General features: G+C 73.5%; 17 protein-coding genes. 9 read left to right on the top strand and 8 right to left on the bottom strand.

Features of this window, described 5'->3' with window-relative positions:
- Window positions 1-2: 2 nt before the first annotated feature.
- Window positions 3-1133 carry a tryptophan--tRNA ligase gene (trpS, locus tag FJR00_RS08390; RefSeq protein WP_446685929.1) on the bottom strand — a complete coding sequence of 377 codons (1131 nt, stop codon included), beginning with the start codon at window positions 1131-1133 and terminating at the stop codon, window positions 3-5.
- 212 nt (window positions 1134-1345) lie between these two features.
- On the opposite strand from trpS, the gene FJR00_RS15735 reads away from it, so the two are divergent.
- Window positions 1346-2032 (top strand): hypothetical protein, encoded by a 687-nt coding sequence (locus FJR00_RS15735; RefSeq protein ID WP_181409551.1) that lies wholly within the window; start codon window positions 1346-1348, stop codon window positions 2030-2032.
- A gap of 73 nt (window positions 2033-2105) precedes the next feature.
- On the opposite strand, the gene FJR00_RS08380 is transcribed toward FJR00_RS15735, so the two are convergent.
- Window positions 2106-3062, bottom strand: coding sequence for a glutathione S-transferase family protein (locus FJR00_RS08380; protein ID WP_202876625.1), 957 nt, complete (start codon window positions 3060-3062; stop codon window positions 2106-2108).
- The gene (locus FJR00_RS08375; protein ID WP_141338319.1) at window positions 3055-4434 is read right to left on the bottom strand and encodes a dipeptidase; all 1380 of its coding nucleotides are present in this window, start codon (window positions 4432-4434) and stop codon (window positions 3055-3057) included. Before FJR00_RS08375 ends, FJR00_RS08380 begins: the two co-directional genes overlap by 8 nt.
- Before the next feature lie 68 nt (window positions 4435-4502).
- Between FJR00_RS08375 and FJR00_RS08370 the strand changes: the two genes are divergently transcribed.
- Window positions 4503-5102, top strand: a complete 600-nt coding sequence (locus tag FJR00_RS08370) for a DUF3043 domain-containing protein (RefSeq protein WP_141338318.1) — start codon at window positions 4503-4505, stop codon at window positions 5100-5102.
- Window positions 5103-5123: 21 nt separating this feature from the next.
- On the opposite strand, the gene FJR00_RS08365 is transcribed toward FJR00_RS08370, so the two are convergent.
- On the bottom strand, window positions 5124-5342 hold the full coding sequence (locus FJR00_RS08365; RefSeq protein ID WP_141338317.1) for a hypothetical protein: 219 nt from the start codon (window positions 5340-5342) through the stop codon (window positions 5124-5126).
- A 149-nt stretch (window positions 5343-5491) separates the two neighbouring features.
- On the opposite strand from FJR00_RS08365, the gene FJR00_RS08360 reads away from it, so the two are divergent.
- Both FJR00_RS08360 and FJR00_RS08355 read left to right on the top strand, forming a co-directional pair.
- Window positions 5492-6211 (top strand): DUF937 domain-containing protein, encoded by a 720-nt coding sequence (locus FJR00_RS08360; protein WP_202876624.1) that lies wholly within the window; start codon window positions 5492-5494, stop codon window positions 6209-6211.
- Window positions 6212-6352: 141 nt separating this feature from the next.
- Entirely contained in the window at window positions 6353-6865 is a 513-nt protein-coding gene (locus FJR00_RS08355) for a bifunctional adenosylcobinamide kinase/adenosylcobinamide-phosphate guanylyltransferase (protein ID WP_181409550.1), read from the top strand.
- Between the two features lie 279 nt (window positions 6866-7144).
- Here the strand turns inward: FJR00_RS08355 and FJR00_RS08350 are convergent, their stop codons facing one another.
- On the bottom strand, window positions 7145-7354 hold the full coding sequence (locus FJR00_RS08350) for a hypothetical protein (RefSeq protein WP_141338315.1): 210 nt from the start codon (window positions 7352-7354) through the stop codon (window positions 7145-7147).
- Window positions 7355-7586: 232 nt separating this feature from the next.
- Between FJR00_RS08350 and FJR00_RS08345 the strand changes: the two genes are divergently transcribed.
- Window positions 7587-8393, top strand: a complete 807-nt coding sequence (locus FJR00_RS08345) for a helix-turn-helix transcriptional regulator (RefSeq protein ID WP_181409549.1) — start codon at window positions 7587-7589, stop codon at window positions 8391-8393.
- Between the two features lie 30 nt (window positions 8394-8423).
- On the opposite strand, the gene gcvT is transcribed toward FJR00_RS08345, so the two are convergent.
- Window positions 8424-9530, bottom strand: a complete 1107-nt coding sequence (gcvT, locus tag FJR00_RS08340; protein ID WP_141338313.1) for a glycine cleavage system aminomethyltransferase GcvT — start codon at window positions 9528-9530, stop codon at window positions 8424-8426.
- 91 nt (window positions 9531-9621) lie between these two features.
- On the opposite strand from gcvT, the gene FJR00_RS08335 reads away from it, so the two are divergent.
- Complete coding sequence (locus FJR00_RS08335) at window positions 9622-11142, top strand: leucyl aminopeptidase (protein WP_141338312.1); 1521 nt, start codon at window positions 9622-9624, stop codon at window positions 11140-11142.
- Between the two features lie 140 nt (window positions 11143-11282).
- Here the strand turns inward: FJR00_RS08335 and FJR00_RS15730 are convergent, their stop codons facing one another.
- Window positions 11283-11459: a DUF5302 domain-containing protein gene (locus FJR00_RS15730; RefSeq protein ID WP_158068706.1), complete on the bottom strand. Its 177-nt coding sequence runs from the start codon at window positions 11457-11459 to the stop codon at window positions 11283-11285.
- 96 nt (window positions 11460-11555) lie between these two features.
- Between FJR00_RS15730 and lpdA the strand changes: the two genes are divergently transcribed.
- The 3 genes from lpdA to FJR00_RS08320 all read left to right on the top strand — a co-directional run bounded on the left by lpdA (window position 11556) and on the right by FJR00_RS08320 (window position 16062).
- The gene (lpdA, locus tag FJR00_RS08330) at window positions 11556-12935 is read left to right on the top strand and encodes a dihydrolipoyl dehydrogenase (RefSeq protein WP_141338311.1); all 1380 of its coding nucleotides are present in this window, start codon (window positions 11556-11558) and stop codon (window positions 12933-12935) included.
- A gap of 87 nt (window positions 12936-13022) precedes the next feature.
- Complete coding sequence (gene sucB / locus FJR00_RS08325; RefSeq protein WP_141338310.1) at window positions 13023-15023, top strand: 2-oxoglutarate dehydrogenase, E2 component, dihydrolipoamide succinyltransferase; 2001 nt, start codon at window positions 13023-13025, stop codon at window positions 15021-15023.
- 1 nt (window position 15024) lies between these two features.
- A complete protein-coding gene (locus tag FJR00_RS08320; RefSeq protein WP_141338309.1) occupies window positions 15025-16062 on the top strand; it encodes a TIGR01777 family oxidoreductase in 1038 nt (345 codons plus the stop codon).
- Here FJR00_RS08320 and FJR00_RS08315 read toward each other — a convergent pair.
- The gene (locus FJR00_RS08315) at window positions 16059-17837 is read right to left on the bottom strand and encodes a serine/threonine-protein kinase (protein WP_141338308.1); all 1779 of its coding nucleotides are present in this window, start codon (window positions 17835-17837) and stop codon (window positions 16059-16061) included. The genes FJR00_RS08320 and FJR00_RS08315 overlap by 4 nt on opposite strands.
- Window positions 17838-17875: the final 38 nt, after the last annotated feature.

The raw sequence follows: 17875 nt of genomic DNA, 5'->3' as shown, positions 1-17875 counted from the left end.
GGTCAGGCGTAGACCATCTGCATGGCCTCGCGCACCTCGTCGAGGGTGGCGTCGGCGACCTCGTTGGCCCGGGCGTTGCCGTCGGCGAGGACGCGGCGCAGCTGCGCCGGGTCGGCCTCGAGCTCGGCGCGGCGGGCGCGGATCGGGGCGAGGTGCTCGTTGACCGCCTCGGTGACGAGCTTCTTGAGGGTGCCGGAGCCCCCGTCGCCGATCTCCTCGGCGATCGCGCGGGGGTCGCGGCCGGTCGTCAGCCCGGCAATCTGCAGGAGGTTGGACACGCCGGGGCGGGTGTCGGGGTCGAAGGTGATGTGCCGGTCGGAGTCGGTGACCGCCTTCTTGAGCACCTTGGCCGTCTCGTCGGCGCTCATCCGCAGCTCGATGGTGTTGCCGCGCGACTTGCTCATCTTCGTGCCGTCGGTGCCGAGCAGGTTGGGCACCTCGGAGAGCAGGGCGTCGGGGGCCGGGAAGACCGGGGCGCTCCTGTCGCCGGCGCGGCCGTAGCGCTCGTCGAAGCGGCGGGCGACGACGCGGGTCTGCTCCAGGTGGGGCAGCTGGTCCTTGCCGACCGGGACGACGTTGGCCTTGCAGAAGAGGATGTCGGCGGCCTGGTGGACCGGGTAGGTGAGCATGAGGCCGCTCATCGGCCGGCCTCCGGTGGCCTCCTGCTCGGCCTTGACGGTGGGGTTGCGGCGCAGCTCGCTGTCGGTGACCAGGGACAGGAAGGGCAGCATGAGCTGGTTGAGGGCCGGGACCTGGGAGTGGGCGAAGATCGTCGTCCGGGCCGGGTCGAGGCCGACCGCGAGGTAGTCGGTGAGCAGGCTGAGGACGCGCTCCTGCATGTGGTCGACGCCGTCGCGGTCGGTGATGACCTGGTAGTCGGCGATGAGGACGAAGGTGTCCACGCCCTTGTCCTGGAGGGCGACGCGGTTGCGCAGCGAGCCGAAGTAGTGGCCCAGGTGCAGGTGGCCGGTGGGCCGGTCGCCGGTGAGCATCCGGAACTGGCCGGGGTCGGTCTCCAGCTGGCGCTCGATCTCGGCGCTGCGGGCCACGCTGCGGGCGAGCGAGGCGGCGGAGGTGGAGTCGGCCAGGGCCTCGGAGCTGTCGTCCAGGGGGGTCACGGGTGCGTCGGTCACGTGGACCGATGCTACGGGACGGGAGACGGTACGATGGTGCGCGCGTCGGTCCGGGACGGGGGCTTCCCGGCGACCGGCGGAGCGGGCGCTGTGGCCGATGTCTCAGGCGAACCTGGGAGAAACCTGGCGAAACGGGTTGACCCGGGGGACGGGACGGATACAGTGATCTCAGCGCACGCGCGTGATATTCGACGTCGACAAGGGGAACAACCGTGACTTCTCAGCAGACGGGTGGCCTGAAGCCCACCCGCCGTACCTTGGTCAAGGGGGCTGCCTGGAGCGTCCCCGTCGTGGCGATGGGATCGACGGTGGCGGCAGCCAACGTGGCATGCTCCCCGCTCTCGTGCCCGTGCATTACTGCCATTCCTGACCTGGATGCCTGCCGGTGCACCGGAAGCGTCCGCGGATTCACGTACTTCATCGACCTGTGCTTCAAGAGTGACTGTTCGACGGACGTCACGATAACCGTCACTTCTGTGCAATCCGAGAACCGCGTCTTGTGGCAGGGAGAGACCGACGTCCTTATCCCAGCCGGTGGATCGGCGTGCTTCCCCATCCGCGAGTTCAACTCCGACAACTCGGCACAGCGCATCTACGTGTACTTCAGCATCGGCGACCAGCCGGTGGCGGACCCTCTGACCTACAACGCTCCCAATCAGACGGAGTGCCCGGATTGCGCAGGGGTGGAGTCGAGTGCCCAAGAGGACTCTCACTCTGTCGAGTCGCCTGAGGACACCACAGTCGTCGACCCGGCGCCGGCGACCGGGGGTTCGGACGAGACCCAGTCCAACGAACAGGCCGAGGGTGGCACCACCGACGCGAGCACCGGTACCACCGAGGGTGGCACCACCGACGCGAGCACTGGCACCACCGAGGGTGGCACCACCGAAAACGGCTGATGGCCTGAAGCGAGAAAGACCCCCGGTGCTTTCGGACCGGGGGTCTTTCCGTGCGTGGTGCCCGGCGTGGGACTCAGCCGAGCGACTCCCGAGCAGCCGGCTCCTCCCACCCCGACGTGTCCGGCCCCTTCGGCACGACGCCGGTCGGGTTGATGTCCAGGTGCGTAGCGTAGTAGTGCGCCTTGATGTGGTCGAAGTTCACCGTCGAGCCGAAGTCCCACGTCTGCCACAGGTCGCGCGCGTAGGCCCACAGCGCCGGCATCTCGGTCAGCTTGTGCCGGTTGCACTTGAAGTGCCCATGGTAGGCCGCGTCGAAGCGCACCAGCGTCGGCCACAGCCGGACGTCGGCCAGGGTCAGCTGGTCCCCCACGAGGTACCGCTGGCCTGAGAGCCGCTCCTCCAGCCAGTCCATCCGCGCCCAGAGCGCGTCGTAGGCCTTCTCGTAGGCCTCCTGCTTGCCGGCGAACCCGCACTTGTAGACCCCGTTGTTCAGGTCGTGGTAGACGAGCTCGTTGACCTCGGCGATCTCGTCGCGCAGGTGCTCGGGCCACAGGTCCGGCGCGTCGGGGCGGTGGTGGTCGTCCCACTCGGTGACGAAGTCCTGGATGATCTGGTCGAAGTCGTTGGTCACCACCATCCTCGTGCGGGTGTCGACGATCGCCGGCACCGTGACGCCCGACTCGGGGTAGCCGTCCGGCCGTGCGTCGTAGGCGTCCTTGAGCTTGGGGATGTCCAGCACCGGGTCGACCCCGCCGGGGTCCAGGTCGAAGGTCCAGCTGTCCTCGTCGTGCACCGGCCCGGCGACGGCCATCGACAGCACGTCCTCCAGGCCGAGCAGCTTGCGGGTCAGGATCGTCCGGTGCGCCCACGGGCAGGCCCGTGACACGGCGAGGCGGTAGCGGCCCGGCTCCACGGCATACCCGTCCCGCCCGTCCTTGGTGATCCGGGTCTCGATGTAGCGGGCCTTGCGCTCGTAGCTGTCCTGGACGTAGCTCCCGGGACGGCCCTGGCTGCTCTGCTCCTCAGTCATGCGACCCATCCTCGCCCAGAGCGCCGAGGCGTTCCAGCAGGAGCGCCTCGGCGACGCAGACCCGCTCGAACTCGCCCAGGTGCAGGCTCTCGTTGGCCGCGTGCGCGCGGGTGTCGGGGTCCTCGACCCCGGTGACGAGGATCGCCGCGTCCGGGAACTTCTCGGCGAAGGCGGCGACGAACGGGATCGACCCGCCGACGCCGATGTCGACCGGCTCGGTGCCGTCCCACGCGTCGCGGAAGGCGGCGCGCGCCGCGTCGTAGACCGGCCCCTGCGCGTCGGCCGCGAACCCGCGGCCGTCGTCGTCGTGGGTCACGCTGACCTGGCACCCCCAGGGGGCGTTCGCCTCGAGGTGGCGGACCAGGGCCTGGTATGCCGTGCGCGGGTCCTCCGCGGGGTGGATCCGCATCGACAGCTTGGCCCGGCCGACGGGGGTGAGCAGGTTGGCGGCCTTGTCCACCGACGGGGCGTCGATGCCGATGACCGTCATCGACGGCTTGGTCCACTGGCGCGAGAGGATCGAGCCGGTGCCGATCGGCCGCACCCCCTCGGCGAGGCTGGAGTCGCGCCGCAGGTCGTCCTCGGAGTAGTCCAGGTCGGCGGCCTCGCTGCTCATCAGCCCCTCGACCGCGACGTCGCCGGCCTCGTCGTGCAGGGTCGCCAGCAGCCGGCACAGGGCGGTCAGGCCGTCGGGGACGGGACCGCCGTAGAGGCCGGAGTGGACGCCGTGGTCGAGCGCCCGGACCTCGACGACCGCCCGCACCATGCCGCGCAGGGTCGTCGTCAGCGCGGGCACGCCGATCCTCCAGTTGTGCGAGTCGGCCAGGACGATCGCGTCGCAGGCGAGGCGGTCGCCGTGCCGTTCGAGGATGCGCGGCAGGCTCTCCGAGCCGACCTCCTCCTCGCCCTCGACGAAGACGGTGACGCCGACCGGCGGGCGGTCGCCGTGGGCGCGGAGCGCGGCGACGTGGGCCAGGACCCCGGCCTTGTCGTCGGCCACCCCACGGGCGTAGAGCCGCTCCCCCACCAGCGTCGGCTCGAAGACCGGGGTGTCCCAGTCGGCGTCGTCGCCGGGCGGCTGGACGTCGTGGTGGGCGTAGAGCAGGACCGTCGGCGCGCCCTCCGGACCGGGCCGGTGCCCGATGACGGCCGGCCGGCCGCCCTCGCGGACGATCTCGACCTCCAGGCCCTCGGCCCGCAGCAGGTCGGCGACGGTCTCGGCGCTGTCCTCGACGTGGCGCTGGTCGAAGGAGTCGAGGGAGACCGACGGGATGCGCGTCAGCGCCTCCAGGTCGGAGCGGATCCCGGGCATGAGGTCGCGCACGCGGGCGGCCAGCTCCTGGGTGCGCTCGGGAGAGGTGTGGTGGCTCATGCACCCGACCCTAGGGTGCGCCCCGGTGCCTGGCGGGGGCGGGTGGCGCGGCCGCATACACTGGGTCGGTGCTGTTCGGGAAGAAGACGACGGAGACCGCCACGCCCACCACGACCACGGTGGAGCCGGCCCTCGACCCGTCGCGCCCCCACGGCAAGGGCCGCCCGACGCCCAAGCGGCGCGAGGCGGAGGCGGCCAACCGCCGTCCGCTCGTGGCCGGCAGCACGAAGGGGAAGTCCCCGGAGGAGAAGCGCAAGATCCGCGAGCAGCGGGCGCGGATCCGCGAGGGGATGATGCGGGGCGAGGAGAAGTACCTCCACGAGCGCGACCGTGGCCCCGAGCGCCGGTTCCTGCGCGACGCGGTGGACCGTCGGTGGAACATCGGCGAGATCCTGCTGCCGGTGATGCTTCTCATCCTGGCGCTGTCGGTGCTGCCCTTCGGCTGGGCGCAGAACGGGATGTTCCTGTCGGCCTACGCCCTCATGCTCTTCGGCATCGTCGACTCCTGGCTGCTGTGGCGGCGCACCAAGAAGGACTTCGTCGCCGAGTTCGGCCACGAGCCGCGCAAGGGCTCCGCCTGGTATGTCGTGCTGCGCGCCTTCCAGATGCGCGGCTCCCGGATCCCGCGGCCGGCGGTCGACCGGGGCGCCGACCTCGTGCGCCGCTGACGACGCGCGCCTGCTCCCCGGCTACTCCGCCGCGGGGCTCAGGCTCATCGGCCCGTAGACGACCTCCTCGTCCCGCTTCAGCGTGACCGCCTGCACGCCGGCGTCGGCCAGCGTGCCCCACTCCTGGGACAGCCAGGCCTCGGCGTCGGCCTGCGTCGGGAAGGTGACCGAGGCGATGCCCAGGTCGCTGACCGGGGTCCCGTCGGCCTGCTCGTAGGTCCATGTCCAGCATTCGCTCATCCCCCCACCGTAGGTGCCGGAACGGGGCCTCGGCCATCCGGCGGCGGGCGCCCCCGTGTCCCGGCGGCCGACCTGCCGTCGTCGGCCACCGTCACTAGGGTGAGTCGCAGAGGCGGGCCGACCTGGGCCGCCACGACGAAGGGACGACCATGCTCGAGGACCTCATGCGCGCCATCCCGACCGACCAGCTCGCCCAGCGGGTCGGCGCCGGCGAGGACGAGACCCGTCAGGCCGTGCGAACCGCGCTGCCCGCCCTGCTCGCGGGCCTCGGCGCCAACGCCCAGCAGCCGCAGGGGGCCGCGTCGCTGCTGGACGCGCTGGGCCAGCACCAGGACGACCTCGCCGACAACCCGAGGGTGGACGCCGTCGACGAGCAGGACGGCGAGAAGATCGTCAACCACGTCTTCGGCGGGCAGACCGACGACGTCGCCCAGCAGCTCGGCGGGCTCGGCGGCGCGCAGACCTCCTCGCTCGTGCGCAAGCTGCTGCCGATCCTCGCGCCGATCGTGCTGTCCTGGCTGGCCAAGCAGGTGACCGGTCGTGCCGGTGGCGGGGTCGGGGACGCCGGCGGGCGGACGACGGACATGGGCGGGGCGGGCCGCGCCGACACGCGCTCCGGCGGCACCGCCGACGGACCGTTCGGGCGGATGGACGGCGACCGCGACGCCCCGGTCGACGTGGACGTGCCCCGCGAGGGGCAGACCGGCGGCGGCCAGGTGCCGGGCGGCCAGGGCGGCGACCTGACCTCGGTGCTGCAGGACGTGCTCGGCGGTGCGCTGGGCGGGGCGACCGGCCGCGGACAGCAGCCGTCCTCCGGCGGCGGTTCCATCCTCGGCGACGTGCTCGGCGGCATCCTCGGTCGTCGCTGACGCTGCACCCCGGGGCGTCCCTCCCGGCGGGGTGCGGGTCGGTATGCTGTGCCCACCCGCGCCCCGCCCGTCCCGTCCCCCTGCGGCCGGCTCATGCGTCGGTGCGCACCGCGAGCGATACCGACCGAGGAGACGCTGCCCATGACGACGACCCTGGTGATCGGCGGCCCGCGCAACGGAGCGGCCCGGCACGCCCGTTCCCTGCTCTCCGCCCACCCCCAGGTGACGCACCTCGTCACGCACGACGGCCCCGGGACGGAGGAGTCCCCCGACGGGTGGCGGCTCGTGCAGACGCGGGAGCTGAGCCGCTCGATCCTCGGCTCGCGCCACCCCGTCCTCGTGGACGACCTCACCGACTGGCTGCGCGGCACCCTCGACGGCGAGGACCTGTGGGACGACCCGGCCTCGGCGCGGGGTCTCGTGCAGGACCGGCTCGACGAGCTGGCCGTGGCCGCGAGCGCGGTCCCCTTCGACGTGGTGGTGCTCACCACCGAGCCGTCGTGGTCCCTGCCTCCGGCCGACCCCCGCGACGCCTTCCTCGTCGACCTGCTCGCGCACGCCAACGAGCGGGTCTCGACCGTCAGCGGCCAGGTGCACGCGATCGTGGCCGGCCGGGTCCTGGACCTCACCGACGCACCGGCCGTCGGGCGCTGACCGCCCCTTTCCCACGCTTTCCCCCCGCGCACGGACGGCGGCCCCGGACCTGGTCGGTCCGGGGCCGCCGCCGTGCCGGTGCAACCCTCCGGCGTCGGTCGGGCGGGCTACCGCCCTGCCGCCTGGTGGGCCTCGGCGAGCGCCGTCGACCGGTCGGTCCAGGCCTGCATCGCCCGGTCCTGGTCGTACGGTCCCGTCCCACGACCCGCCGGCGAGCTCCTGCTGCATCCATGTCGACCATCTCCTCCCTCGTGTCGACCACCTGAAGGCCGGTGCGGCCTACTCGGCGGCCAGACGGTGGGCGCCGAACCAGGCCGACGCCCTGTTGGGCTCCCACCCGACCGGCGTGTCATCGCACGCGCCGGCCACCACGTCGGTGGGGTAGGTCGGGCCGCCGACCGCGACGGCCAGCCCACCCGCACCCAGGACCCCGGCCAGCGCTCCGGCGGAGACGCTGGTGAGGATCCGACGACGAACTCCTGCGTCCATCTGTCCCATCTCCCTGCTCGACCCCCGCCCGGGCCTGATCGCCCGGGCCGTCGGGGTGCAGCTGGTGCTGCCCCTCCACCGTGCGCCGCCGGCACACCCCCGCGGAATACGACGAACGGAGCACTACGCAGTTCCGCGTATGGCGGCGCCATCCGCCGCGGACCTACCCTGGGACAGCTGGCAGGAACGCCGCCGACGGCGACGGCGCAGCGAGCTCGCAGGGGTGAGCGGGATGGGAAGCAGGGGCGTCACCGGGCACGACATCGGGCTGCTCAAGGAGATCCTCGACCTGGCCAGACCGGGCGGCCATCCGCCGGGCCGGGAGACCGTCGGCCAGGTCCTGCGGCGCATCGAGCAGCTCATCGGCAGCGACTGGGTCAACTTCCAGGACATGAACGTCGGGCCGAGGTTCCGCCGCAGCTGGGTGCAGTTCGTCTCGCACGGCGACGAGGGTGCGGTCTGGGGGCCCGAGCTGGTCGAGATCGACGACGACCCGGCCGTGGAGGTGCTCAGCCACTACTGGTGGCAGCTGGACTGCAGCCTCGTGGACCGCACCGGCCGCCCGAGCGTGTCCGCCTGCTGCCTGTCGCTCGGGGAGCGGACCTGGGCGAACCACCCGGCCAACACCGAGTACGGCCACGGCGTCGACGAGCTGCTGCTCGCCTACCCGCACGGAGGGCCCGGCGGATCGCTGCGCATCCTCGCCGGCCGTGAGGAGGGTCGTCCGTTCGGCGAGCGCGAGCTGGTGCTCATGGAGCTGCTGCTGCCGCACCTCAAGCCGCTGCTGGCGGCCAGCCTCGAGCACGAGGTGGCTCCCGAGCTGCGGGTCGTCCCCGAGCGCCGGCCGCTGACCGAGCGGCAGCGGGAGATCCTGCGGCTGGTGGCCACCGGCATGTCCAACCGGCAGGTGGGCCGGCAGCTGGGCCTGTCGGAGAACACCGTGCGCAAGCACCTGGAGAACGCCTACGCCCGGGTGGGCGCGCAGAGCCGCACCGAGGCGATCGCCTGGCTGCGCGACCTGGAGGCCGCCGCCGGCTGACGCCCGGCCGCGGTCAGCGGGTCGCGCCGGTCAGGAGCTGGCGCCACCCTCGACGAACGGTGGCTTCTTCACCTGCGCGGCGACCTGCCGGCCGCGCACGTCGATGCTCACCTCGTCGCCCTCGGTGACGCCGCGGTCGAGCAGCGCCAGCGCGATCCCCTGCTTGAGCGTGGGCGAGAACGTCCCGGAGGTGACCTCCCCGATCGTCGTGCCGTCGGCGTCCAGCACCGCGCAGCCGGCCCGCGGGATCCCCCGGCCGGTGACGAGCAGACCGCCGGAGAGCCGGGACTCCTTGGCCTCCCGCTGGGCGGTCAGGGCCTCCTTGCCCCAGAAGGTGTCCTTCTTCCAGCCCACGGCCCACCCGGTGCGGCCCATCACCGGGGTGATCTCGCGCGAGAGCTCGTTGCCGTGGAGCGCATACCCCATCTCGGTGCGGAGCGTGTCCCGCGAACCCAGCCCGCAGGGCAGCCCGTCGAACGGCGCCATCGCCTCGACCAGGGCGTCCCAGACCTGCTCGGCGTCCTCGACCCGGCACACCACCTCATACCCCCGCTCCCCGGTGTAGCCGGTGCGGCAGACGGTGACGGGGCGGTCGCGCCAGGTGGTGTCGACGAAGCTCATGTAGTCGTGGCCCACCGGCAGCCCGGCGGCCTCCATCACCTCGTCGACGCGGGGGCCCTGGACCGCGAGGATGGCGAAGTCCTCGTGCACGTTCTCCACCGTGACCCCCTCCGGCGCGGCCTCCTGCAGCCGGCGGACGACCTCGGCGGTGTTGGCCGCGTTGGGGATGAGGAAGACGTCGTCCTCGGAGCGCAGGTAGGCGATGAGGTCGTCCACGACGCCCCCGTCCTCGTCGCAGCACATCGTGTACTGCGCCTTGCCCGGCTCGATCCGCTCCAGGTCGTTGGTCAGGCAGCGGTTGAGGAAGTCCTTGGCGCCCGGGCCGCTCACCTGGGCGTTGCCCAGGTGGGAGACGTCGAAGATGCCGACCCGCTCACGCACGGCGGTGTGCTCGGCGACGACGCCCCCGCCGGGATACTCGATGGGCATCGACCAGCCGGAGAAGTCGGCCATCTTGGCGCCGAGGGCGGTGTGGCGGTCGTGCAGCGGGGACGTCTTCGTCGATGAGTCGCTCATGCCCGCACAGCCTAGCCCCGGGGACCGTCGCAGGGGTGGCTTACCCTCGTGGGGAAACTGACCGGAACGAACCGACGAAGGACGTTGCCCGATGGCCGAGAACCGCCGCACCACGCTCACGCTCACCGACCAGGACCCGGCCGCGGTGCAGGCCGACGCCCTGGTGCTGGCCGCCACCAAGGACGACGGGCAGGTGGCCCTCGTCGCCGACGGCCTCCCGGCCGAGACCGCCGAGCACGTGCAGGAGGCGCTGACCACCCTCGGCGCCGAGGCCGGCGCGGACGAGACCACCCGGCTCACGGGCGTCCCCGGGGTGGCCGCGGGTCTGGTCGTGGTCGTCGGTATGCCGTCGGGCCCGGCTCCCCGCACCGAGCGCCTGCGGCGCGCGGCCGGGGTCGCCGCCCGCGCCCTGGCCGGTCGGGAGAAGGCCGCGTTCGCGCTGGGCCAGTCCACCACCGAGGAGGCCGTGGCCGTGGCCGGCGGCGCCGTGCTGGGGGCCTACACCTTCGCCGAGCACCACGGCGTCGGCAAGGTCGAGTCCGCCAAGCCGGCCCTCGGCGAGGCGGTCGTCACCGGCGTGGCCGCCGACGAGGTCGAGGCCGCCACCGCGCAGGCGACGGCCGTCGTGGACGCCGTCCGCTACGCCCGCGACCTGGTCAACACCCCGCCGAACCTGCTCTACCCCGAGTCCTTCGCCGCCAACGTCGGCGAGCGGCTCGACGGCTCCCCCGTCCAGGTCGAGGTCTGGGACACCGAGCGGCTGCAGGAGGAGCGCTGCGGCGGCATCCTCGGCGTCGGCCAGGGCTCGGGCCGGGGGCCGCGCCTGGTCACCCTGCGCTACGAGCCGGAGGGCGCGACCAGGCACCTGGCCCTCGTCGGGAAGGGCATCACCTTCGACTCCGGCGGCCTGTGCCTCAAGCCCGGCGCCTCCATGGTGACGATGAAGATGGACATGGCCGGGGCCGCCGCCGTCGCCGCGGCCGTGACCGCGGTCGCCGAGCTCGGGCTGCCGGTGCGGGTCACCGCATACCTGTGCCTGGCGGAGAACATGCTGGGCGAGTTCGCCCAGCGCCCCGGCGACGTGGTCACCATGCGCGACGGCCGCACGGTGGAGATCATCAACACCGACGCCGAGGGCCGGCTGGTCATGGCCGACGGGCTGGCGCTGGCGACCGAGCAGGGCCCCGACGCGATCGTCGACGTGGCCACCCTGACCGGGGCCTGCATCATCGCCCTGGGCGACCGCACGATGGGCGTCATGGGCAACGACGACGCGCTGCGCGAGCAGGTCGTCGAGCTGGCCAACGGGGTCGGCGACACCGCGTGGTCGCTGCCGCTGCCCGAGGAGATCCGGCCCAGCCTCGACACCGTCGTGGCCGACCTCAAGCACACCGGGGAGCGGTCGGCGGGCGCCAGCGTCGCGGCGACCTTCCTGCAGGAGTTCGTCGGCAAGCGCGGCGAGGGCGAGGACGCGGAGCAGATCCCGTGGGCGCACCTGGACATCGCCGGCCCGGCGTTCAACGAGAAGTCGCCGTGGGGCTACGTGCCCAAGGGCGGCACCGGCGCGGCCGTCCGCACGCTCGTGGAGCTGGCGCGCACCTACGCGGGCTGACGTCGGCCGACCCCGGCATGTGACACATCGGTCGTCCCAACGACCGATGTGTCACACATGCGGGAGCGCGCGACCGCACGCACGAGGGGCACCGTCCGGTCCGGACGGTGCCCCTCGCGGCCTGCTCGGACGAGGTCCGCTCAGCCGCTCTTGCGGCGGAACATCTGCTGGGTTCCGGAGGTCTTCGCCCCGCGGGCACCGGCGACCTTGCCGCGCTCGGAGTGGTCCGAGACGTCGGTCCCGGCGTGCGCCTGCTTCCGGGCGAGCGCCTCACGGAACTTGGCCTTGACGTCGTCCGCGGCCTGGGAGTCGTTCATCGGCCACCTCCTTCTCCTCGGGGACTGGACGGGTCCAGGGTCCCACCCGGGCGGCGTGCTGTCACCCGATTTTCTCCCGGGTGGCAGGATGTGCCCATGCCGACATCGACGTACGACATCGTGATCCTCGGTGCCGGGAGCGGGGGCTACGCCTGCGCCCTGCGCGCCGCCCAGCTCGGCCTGACCGTGGCCCTCGTCGAGGAGGACAAGGTGGGCGGCACCTGCCTGCACCGCGGCTGCATCCCCACCAAGGCCCTCTTGCACACCGCGGAGGTCGCCGACATGGCCCGCGACAGCGAGCGCTACGGCGTGCTCGCCAGCCTCGAGGGCGTGAACATGACCAAGGTCAACACGTACAAGGACGGCGTGGTGGCGCGGCTCTACAAGGGCCTGCAGGGCCTGGTCAAGGCCGCCGACACGGTCGAGCTGGTCACCGGCACCGGGCGGCTGACCGCCAAGGACACCGTGACCGTCGGCGACCGCGAGCTGACCGGTCGCACCGTGGTGCTGGCCACCGGCTCCTACGCCAAGACCCTGCCGGACGTGCAGATCGGCGGCCGGATCATGACCAGCGACCAGGCCCTGCAGCTGGAGGAGGTCCCGCGGCACGCGATCGTCCTCGGCGGCGGCGTCATCGGCGTCGAGTTCGCCTCCGCCCTGCGCAGCTTCGGCGCGGAGGTCACCGTCGTCGAGGCGATGGACCGGCTGGTCGCCATGGAGGACCCCGCCGTCTCCAAGACGGTCGAGCGGGCGTACAAGAAGCGCGGCATGAAGATCCGCACGGGCGTCAAGGTCACCGGCACCTCCCAGGACGACCAGGGCGTGCGGGTCGAGCTGGAGGGCGGGGACGTCCTCGAGGGCGACCTGCTGCTCGTGGCCGTCGGCCGGGGACCCCGCACCGAGGGCATGGGCTACGAGGAGGTCGGGGTCGAGCTCGACCGCGGCTTCGTGACCACCGACGAGCGGCTCCGCACCAGCGTCGAGGGCGTCCGCGCCGTCGGGGACCTGGTGCCCGGCCCGCAGCTGGCCCACCGCGGGTTCGCCCACGGCATCTTCGTCGCCGAGGACCTGGCCGGCCTGGAGCCGGCACCGGTCGAGGACTCCCTGGTGCCCAAGGTCACCTACTCCGACCCGGAGATCGCCTCCGTCGGGCTGTCCGAGCAGCAGGCCCGGGAGCGGTGGGGCGAGGCGGTGTCCACCTACGAGTACAACCTCGGCGGCAACGGCAAGTCCCAGATCCTGGGGACCGCCGGCTTCGTCAAGCTCGTCCGCTCCGGCCCCGACGGCCCGGTTGTGGGCGTCCACATGGTCGGCGCCCGGATGGGCGAGCAGGTCGGCGAGGCCCAGCTCATCGTCGGCTGGGAGGCCCTGCCCGAGGACGTCGCCCAGTTCCTGCACGCCCACCCCACCCAGAACGAGGCGCTCGGCGAGGCCCACCTGGCCCTCGCCGGCAAGCCGTTGCACGCCCACGGCTGACCCGGCGTCAGCGAAGGCGCGCCTGACCCGCCCCCCAGCCAGCTCGCACCGTAGACTGCAAACCCCCGCCACGAGGAGAGACAACAGATGTCGGAACGCGTATCGATGCCGGCCCTCGGTGAGTCCGTCACCGAGGGGACAGTGACCCGTTGGCTCAAGGAGGTCGGCGACAGCGTCGCGGTCGACGAGCCGCTGCTGGAGGTCTCGACCGACAAGGTCGACACCGAGATCCCCTCCCCCGTCGCGGGCGTGCTGCTGGAGATCCTCGCCCAGGAGGACGACACCGTCGAGGTCGGCGGCGACCTGGCCGTGGTGGGCGAGGAGGGCGAGTCCGCCGGCAGCGGCGGCTCCTCCGACGACGCGCAGGCCGAGCAGGCCGACGAGCCCGAGCAGGAGGAGGCCCCCGCGGAGGAGCCGGCGCAGGAGCCGGCCGCCGACGAGCCGGCCGACGAGCCCGAGCCGGAGGCGTCCTCCGACGACGGCGGCGGCTCCGGGCAGGCCTCCGGAGGTTCCGGCGGCGGGAGCGGCGGTGGCGGCGGGGAGACCGTGACCATGCCGGCGCTGGGCGAGTCCGTCACCGAGGGCACCGTCACCCGCTGGCTCAAGGCCGAGGGCGACACCGTCGAGGTGGACGAGCCCCTGCTGGAGGTCTCGACCGACAAGGTCGACACCGAGATCCCCTCCCCCGTGGCCGGGGTGCTGAGCAAGATCATCGCCCAGGAGGACGAGACCGTCGAGGTCGGCGGCGAGCTGTGCGTCGTGGGCGGAGAGGCCTCCGGCGGGTCCTCCGACGACGGCGGGCAGGCCGCCTCCCAGGAGGCCGAGGAGAGCACCGAGGACGAGGGTGCCTCCGACGCGACCGACAACGAGGTGGACCGCGAGGAGGCGGCGGAGTCCGCCGACAGCGACCTGGCCGAGGAGGCCGAGGTCCAGGAGGAGGCGGCCGCGGAGTCGCAGTCCAAGTCCGAGACCGGCGAGGCCAACGACGACGCGGCGAAGATGGAGGAGCCCGAGCCCGCCGTCGGCGTAGGCGTCAGCTCCTCCGAGAGCGGCACCTCCTCGCACAAGGACGTCTCCGACGTGCCGGCCCCCGGCGACGGTGGCAAGGACCAGGGGAAGGCCCAGCCGCAGCAGGACGTCAGCGCCTACGTCACGCCGCTGGTCCGCAAGCTCGCGGCCCAGCACGGCGTGGACCTGAACTCGCTCGAGGGCACCGGCGTGGGCGGGCGCATCCGCAAGCAGGACGTGCTCGACGCCGCCAAGGCCAAGGAGGCCGAGAAGGCGGCCCCGGCCAAGGAGGCCGAGCAGGCCGCCCCCGCCGAGGAGAGCAAGCCCGCGGAGAAGCCGGCCGCCAAGGCGGCGCCCTCGGGCGGCTCGGACGCCAAGCGCGGCACCACGGAGAAGATGTCCCGCCTGCGCAAGGTCATCGCCACCCGCATGGTGGAGTCCCTGCAGGGCAGCGCCCAGCTGACCACCGTGGTCGAGGTCGACGTCACCAAGATCTCCCGGCTGCGGCGGCGCACCAAGGAGGAGTTCCTGCGGCGCGAGGGCACCAAGCTGTCCTACCTGCCGTTCTTCGCCCTCGCCGCGGTCGAGGCGCTCAAGGAGCACCCGATCGTCAACTCCAGCGTCGAGGACGACTCGATCGTCTACCACGCCTCCGAGCACCTCGGGGTCGCGGTCGACACCCCGCGCGGTCTGCTCGTCCCGGTCATCAAGGACGCCGGCGACCTCAACATCGCCGGGCTGGCCCGCAAGATCGCCGACCTGGCCGAGCGCACCCGCGACAACAAGGTCACCCCGGACGAGCTGTCCGGCGGCACGTTCACGCTGACCAACACCGGGTCCCGGGGTGCGCTGTTCGACACCCCGATCATCAACCAGCCCAACGTCGCCATCCTCGGCACCGGCGCGGTCGTCAAGCGCCCGGTCGTCGTGGTGGACGAGGACGGGATGGAGACGATCGCGATCCGCGACATGGTCTTCCTGGCGCTGAGCTACGACCACCGCGTGGTCGACGGCGCCGACGCGGCCCGCTTCCTCAACACGATGAAGGAACGCCTCGAGGACGCGAGCTTCGAGGTATGAGGTGACGCAGGCACCGGCGCCCTCGGGGCGCACGGTCGCCGTCACCGGGGCCAGCGGGCTCATCGGGTCCGCGCTGTCGCAGACGCTGCTGGGGCGCGGCGACCAGGTGGTGCACCTGGTCCGCCGCGCCCCGCGCGCGCTCGGACACCCCGGTCTGCCGGCCGGGGTGTCCGAGCGCGCGTGGCAGCCGGGGGCCGACCTGGCCGCCGACGTGCTCGACGGTGTCGACGCCGTCGTGCACCTGGCCGGGGCGGGGATCGGCGACAAGCGCTGGACCACGGCCCGCAAGAAGGTCCTCGTCGACTCCCGCGTCGAGGGCACGGGCACCATCGCCCGCGCCGTCGCCGCCCGTCCCGAGGGGGCCCGGCCCCGTCTGCTGTCCGCCTCGGGCGTGGGCTACTACGGCGAGCGCGGGGACGACGTCCTCACCGAGACCAGCGACCTGGGCGAGGGCTTCCTGGCCGACCTGTGCCACGACTGGGAGACCGCCACCTTCCCGGCCGAGGCCGCCGGTGCCTCCGTGGCCCACCTGCGCACCGGGATCGTGCTGACCCGCCGCAGCGGGGCGCTGGCCAAGCTCATGCCGCTGGCCCTGCTCGGGCTGGCCGGACCGCTCGGCGGGGGCGACCAGTTCTGGTCGTGGATCACCCTGCACGACCACGTCCGCGCGATCGTCTTCCTGCTCGACCACCCGACCGTGACCGGGCCGGTGAACCTCACCGGCCCGCACCCGGACACCCAGGCCGACGTCGTGAAGGCGCTGGGCCGCCAGCTGAGCCGGCCCGCCGTGCTGCCGGTGCCCGCGTTCGCCATGCACCTGGTCCTGGGCGAGCTGGCCGGGGAGATCCTCTACAGCCAGCGGGCCCTGCCCACGGTGCTCACCGACGCCGGCTTCGCCTGGGACCACCCCGACCTGACCTCCGCGATGGCCTGGGTCGGCGCCGAGGGCAAGGAGTTCGACCCGCCGACCGACCCCGTCCCGCCGTCCGACCCCACGCCGCCGGGCGACCCGACCCCGCTGGAGCCCCACACCCTCTAGCTCGACGGTCGAGGTCCTCCGGCGTCAGCCGGGGCCGGCTCCCACGACCACAGCAGCCACCGCTCCCCCGCCCGGGCCAGCTCGAGGTCCACGCGCTCGGTGCCGGGCGGCACGGGGTCGAGCCGTCTCCCCTGCCCGTCCCGCCCCTCCAGGGCCGCCCGGGAGACGGTGGCCCGCACGGCGAGGCGGTCGGCGCCGGACGGGGTGTCGCCCTCCCGGACGGTGGCGTCCTCCACCCTGAAGGTCACGTCGGGGTAGCGCACGCCCGACTCCCGCAGCCGGGCCAGCGCCTCGCCCTCGGCGGACTCCGCCGGTGAGCCGGGCGCCACGATGCCGAGCAGCAGGACGTCGTCGGCCCGTTCCCAGGCCGCGCCCCGACCGTCGAGGAGCACCTGGAGGGTGTCGGTCAGCTCACCGTCGCCCGATGCTTCCGTCGGCCCGGCCGGGTCGTCCGTCCGCGCGGCCGCGGCGTCTGTCTGTCTGTCCGGGGCGTCCGTCGGAGCCGCCTCGTCGGCCGGTGCCGGCGCCTCGCCTGCGTCCTGCAGCACCGGGGTCGGAACCCCGGCAGTGCCTGACGCTCCTGCCGTGGGATGGCGGGCGTCGGTCGGCGTCGACGGTGAGCTGGGCCCGAGCGTCCCGGACCCGGCTTCGACGAGCTGGGGGCGGACCACGGCGACGGCGGCCAGGACGAGCAGCAGGGACGCCACCGCCAGGGCCGTGGGCAGCAGCCACGTGGCGGGCCGCCGAACGGACGTCTCTCCAGCCCTTCCCCGGTCACTCCTGCCCCGACCGGCCCCACGTGCGGCCCGGCGGGCGGCCGTGCGTGGGCCGACGGCCGGGTCCTCGTCCAGGTCCTCCCGGGCCTGGCTGCGCAGCCGCTCGGTCAGGCCATGGGCGGGGTCGGCGTCCGGGGCCACCTCGACCGGCTCGGGCGGAGCGGTCGCCAGCAGGGCCAGCGCCACCTCCTCGGCGTCCGGCCGGGCCTCCGGGTCGGGGGCCATGCACCGCAGCACCAGGTCGGCCAGCCCGGGTGGCAGGTCCGGGGCCAGCTCGGCCAGCTCGCCACGGTCGTAGGGCGGACCCGGCGGCTCCCCCGCCAGGCAGCACCAGGCGAGCGCCCCCAGCTGGTACACGTCCGACTCCGGCGTCGGCGGGAAGCCCTCGAGGACCTCCGGGGCCACCATGCCGTCGGCCGCCCCGGTCCCGAGCTGGTGCCCCGGCTCCTCGCCGGTGATCCGCGCCGCCCCCAGGTCGCCGAGCACCGGCATCCCGTCCCGCAGGAACAGCACGTTGCCGGTCGACAGGTCCCCGTGCACGACACCGGTTCCGTGGAGGTCGGCCAGCGCCCCCGCCACCGGTTGCAGGGCGGTGACCAGCTCGCCGGGCGAGAGGATGCGCCGGCGCGCGAGCACCTGGGCCAGCGACCCTCCCCCGGCCAGCTGGGTGGCCAGGGCCACCGCGGCCGGACGCCCGGTCGCCGGGTCGGGCAGCGGCAGCACGTCGTAGAGGTGCACGACGTGCCGGTGACGCACCCGGGCCAGCAGCCCCGCCTCGTGCAGCCCGGCGGTCACGTCCCCTCCTGCCGGACGCAGCACCTTGACCGCCACGACCAGACCGTCGGCCCGCCGGCGGGCCCGCCACACCGACGAGGTGGCGCCCGCGCCCAGGGGCGCGAGCACGTCATACCCCGGCAGGACCGGCGGTCCTGCGGTGTCCACGTCGCCACCTTCCAGGCCCCTGCCGTCCCCGGGCTGCTCCCAGCTGTCCTCTCCCACGCCGCCACCGTGCCAGAGGCCGCGGCATCACCGTCCGG

It is taken from the genome of Ornithinimicrobium kibberense (assembly GCF_006519705.1).
Taxonomy (GTDB): Bacteria; Actinomycetota; Actinomycetes; order Actinomycetales; family Dermatophilaceae; genus Ornithinicoccus; species Ornithinicoccus kibberensis.
Note: the sequence above shows the minus strand (reverse complement) of the source record. Positions and strands in the feature narration are given on the sequence as shown.

Excerpts from the sequence above, each read along its gene's own strand:
- FJR00_RS08380 (WP_202876625.1), bottom strand. The coding sequence starts at position 3,062 with ATGACTGAGGAGCAGAGCAGCCAGGGCCGTCCCGGGAGCTACGTCCAG.
- FJR00_RS08375 (WP_141338319.1), bottom strand. The coding sequence starts at position 4,434 with ATGAGCCACCACACCTCTCCCGAGCGCACCCAGGAGCTGGCCGCCCGC.
- FJR00_RS08365 (WP_141338317.1), bottom strand. The coding sequence starts at position 5,342 with ATGAGCGAATGCTGGACATGGACCTACGAGCAGGCCGACGGGACCCCG.
- FJR00_RS08360 (WP_202876624.1), top strand. The coding sequence starts at position 5,492 with ATGCTCGAGGACCTCATGCGCGCCATCCCGACCGACCAGCTCGCCCAG.
- FJR00_RS08355 (WP_181409550.1), top strand. The coding sequence starts at position 6,353 with ATGACGACGACCCTGGTGATCGGCGGCCCGCGCAACGGAGCGGCCCGG.
- FJR00_RS08350 (WP_141338315.1), bottom strand. The coding sequence starts at position 7,354 with ATGGACGCAGGAGTTCGTCGTCGGATCCTCACCAGCGTCTCCGCCGGA.
- FJR00_RS08345 (WP_181409549.1), top strand. The coding sequence starts at position 7,587 with ATGGGAAGCAGGGGCGTCACCGGGCACGACATCGGGCTGCTCAAGGAG.
- gcvT (WP_141338313.1), bottom strand. The coding sequence starts at position 9,530 with ATGAGCGACTCATCGACGAAGACGTCCCCGCTGCACGACCGCCACACC.
- FJR00_RS08335 (WP_141338312.1), top strand. The coding sequence starts at position 9,622 with ATGGCCGAGAACCGCCGCACCACGCTCACGCTCACCGACCAGGACCCG.
- FJR00_RS15730 (WP_158068706.1), bottom strand. The coding sequence starts at position 11,459 with ATGAACGACTCCCAGGCCGCGGACGACGTCAAGGCCAAGTTCCGTGAG.
- lpdA (WP_141338311.1), top strand. The coding sequence starts at position 11,556 with ATGCCGACATCGACGTACGACATCGTGATCCTCGGTGCCGGGAGCGGG.
- sucB (WP_141338310.1), top strand. The coding sequence starts at position 13,023 with ATGTCGGAACGCGTATCGATGCCGGCCCTCGGTGAGTCCGTCACCGAG.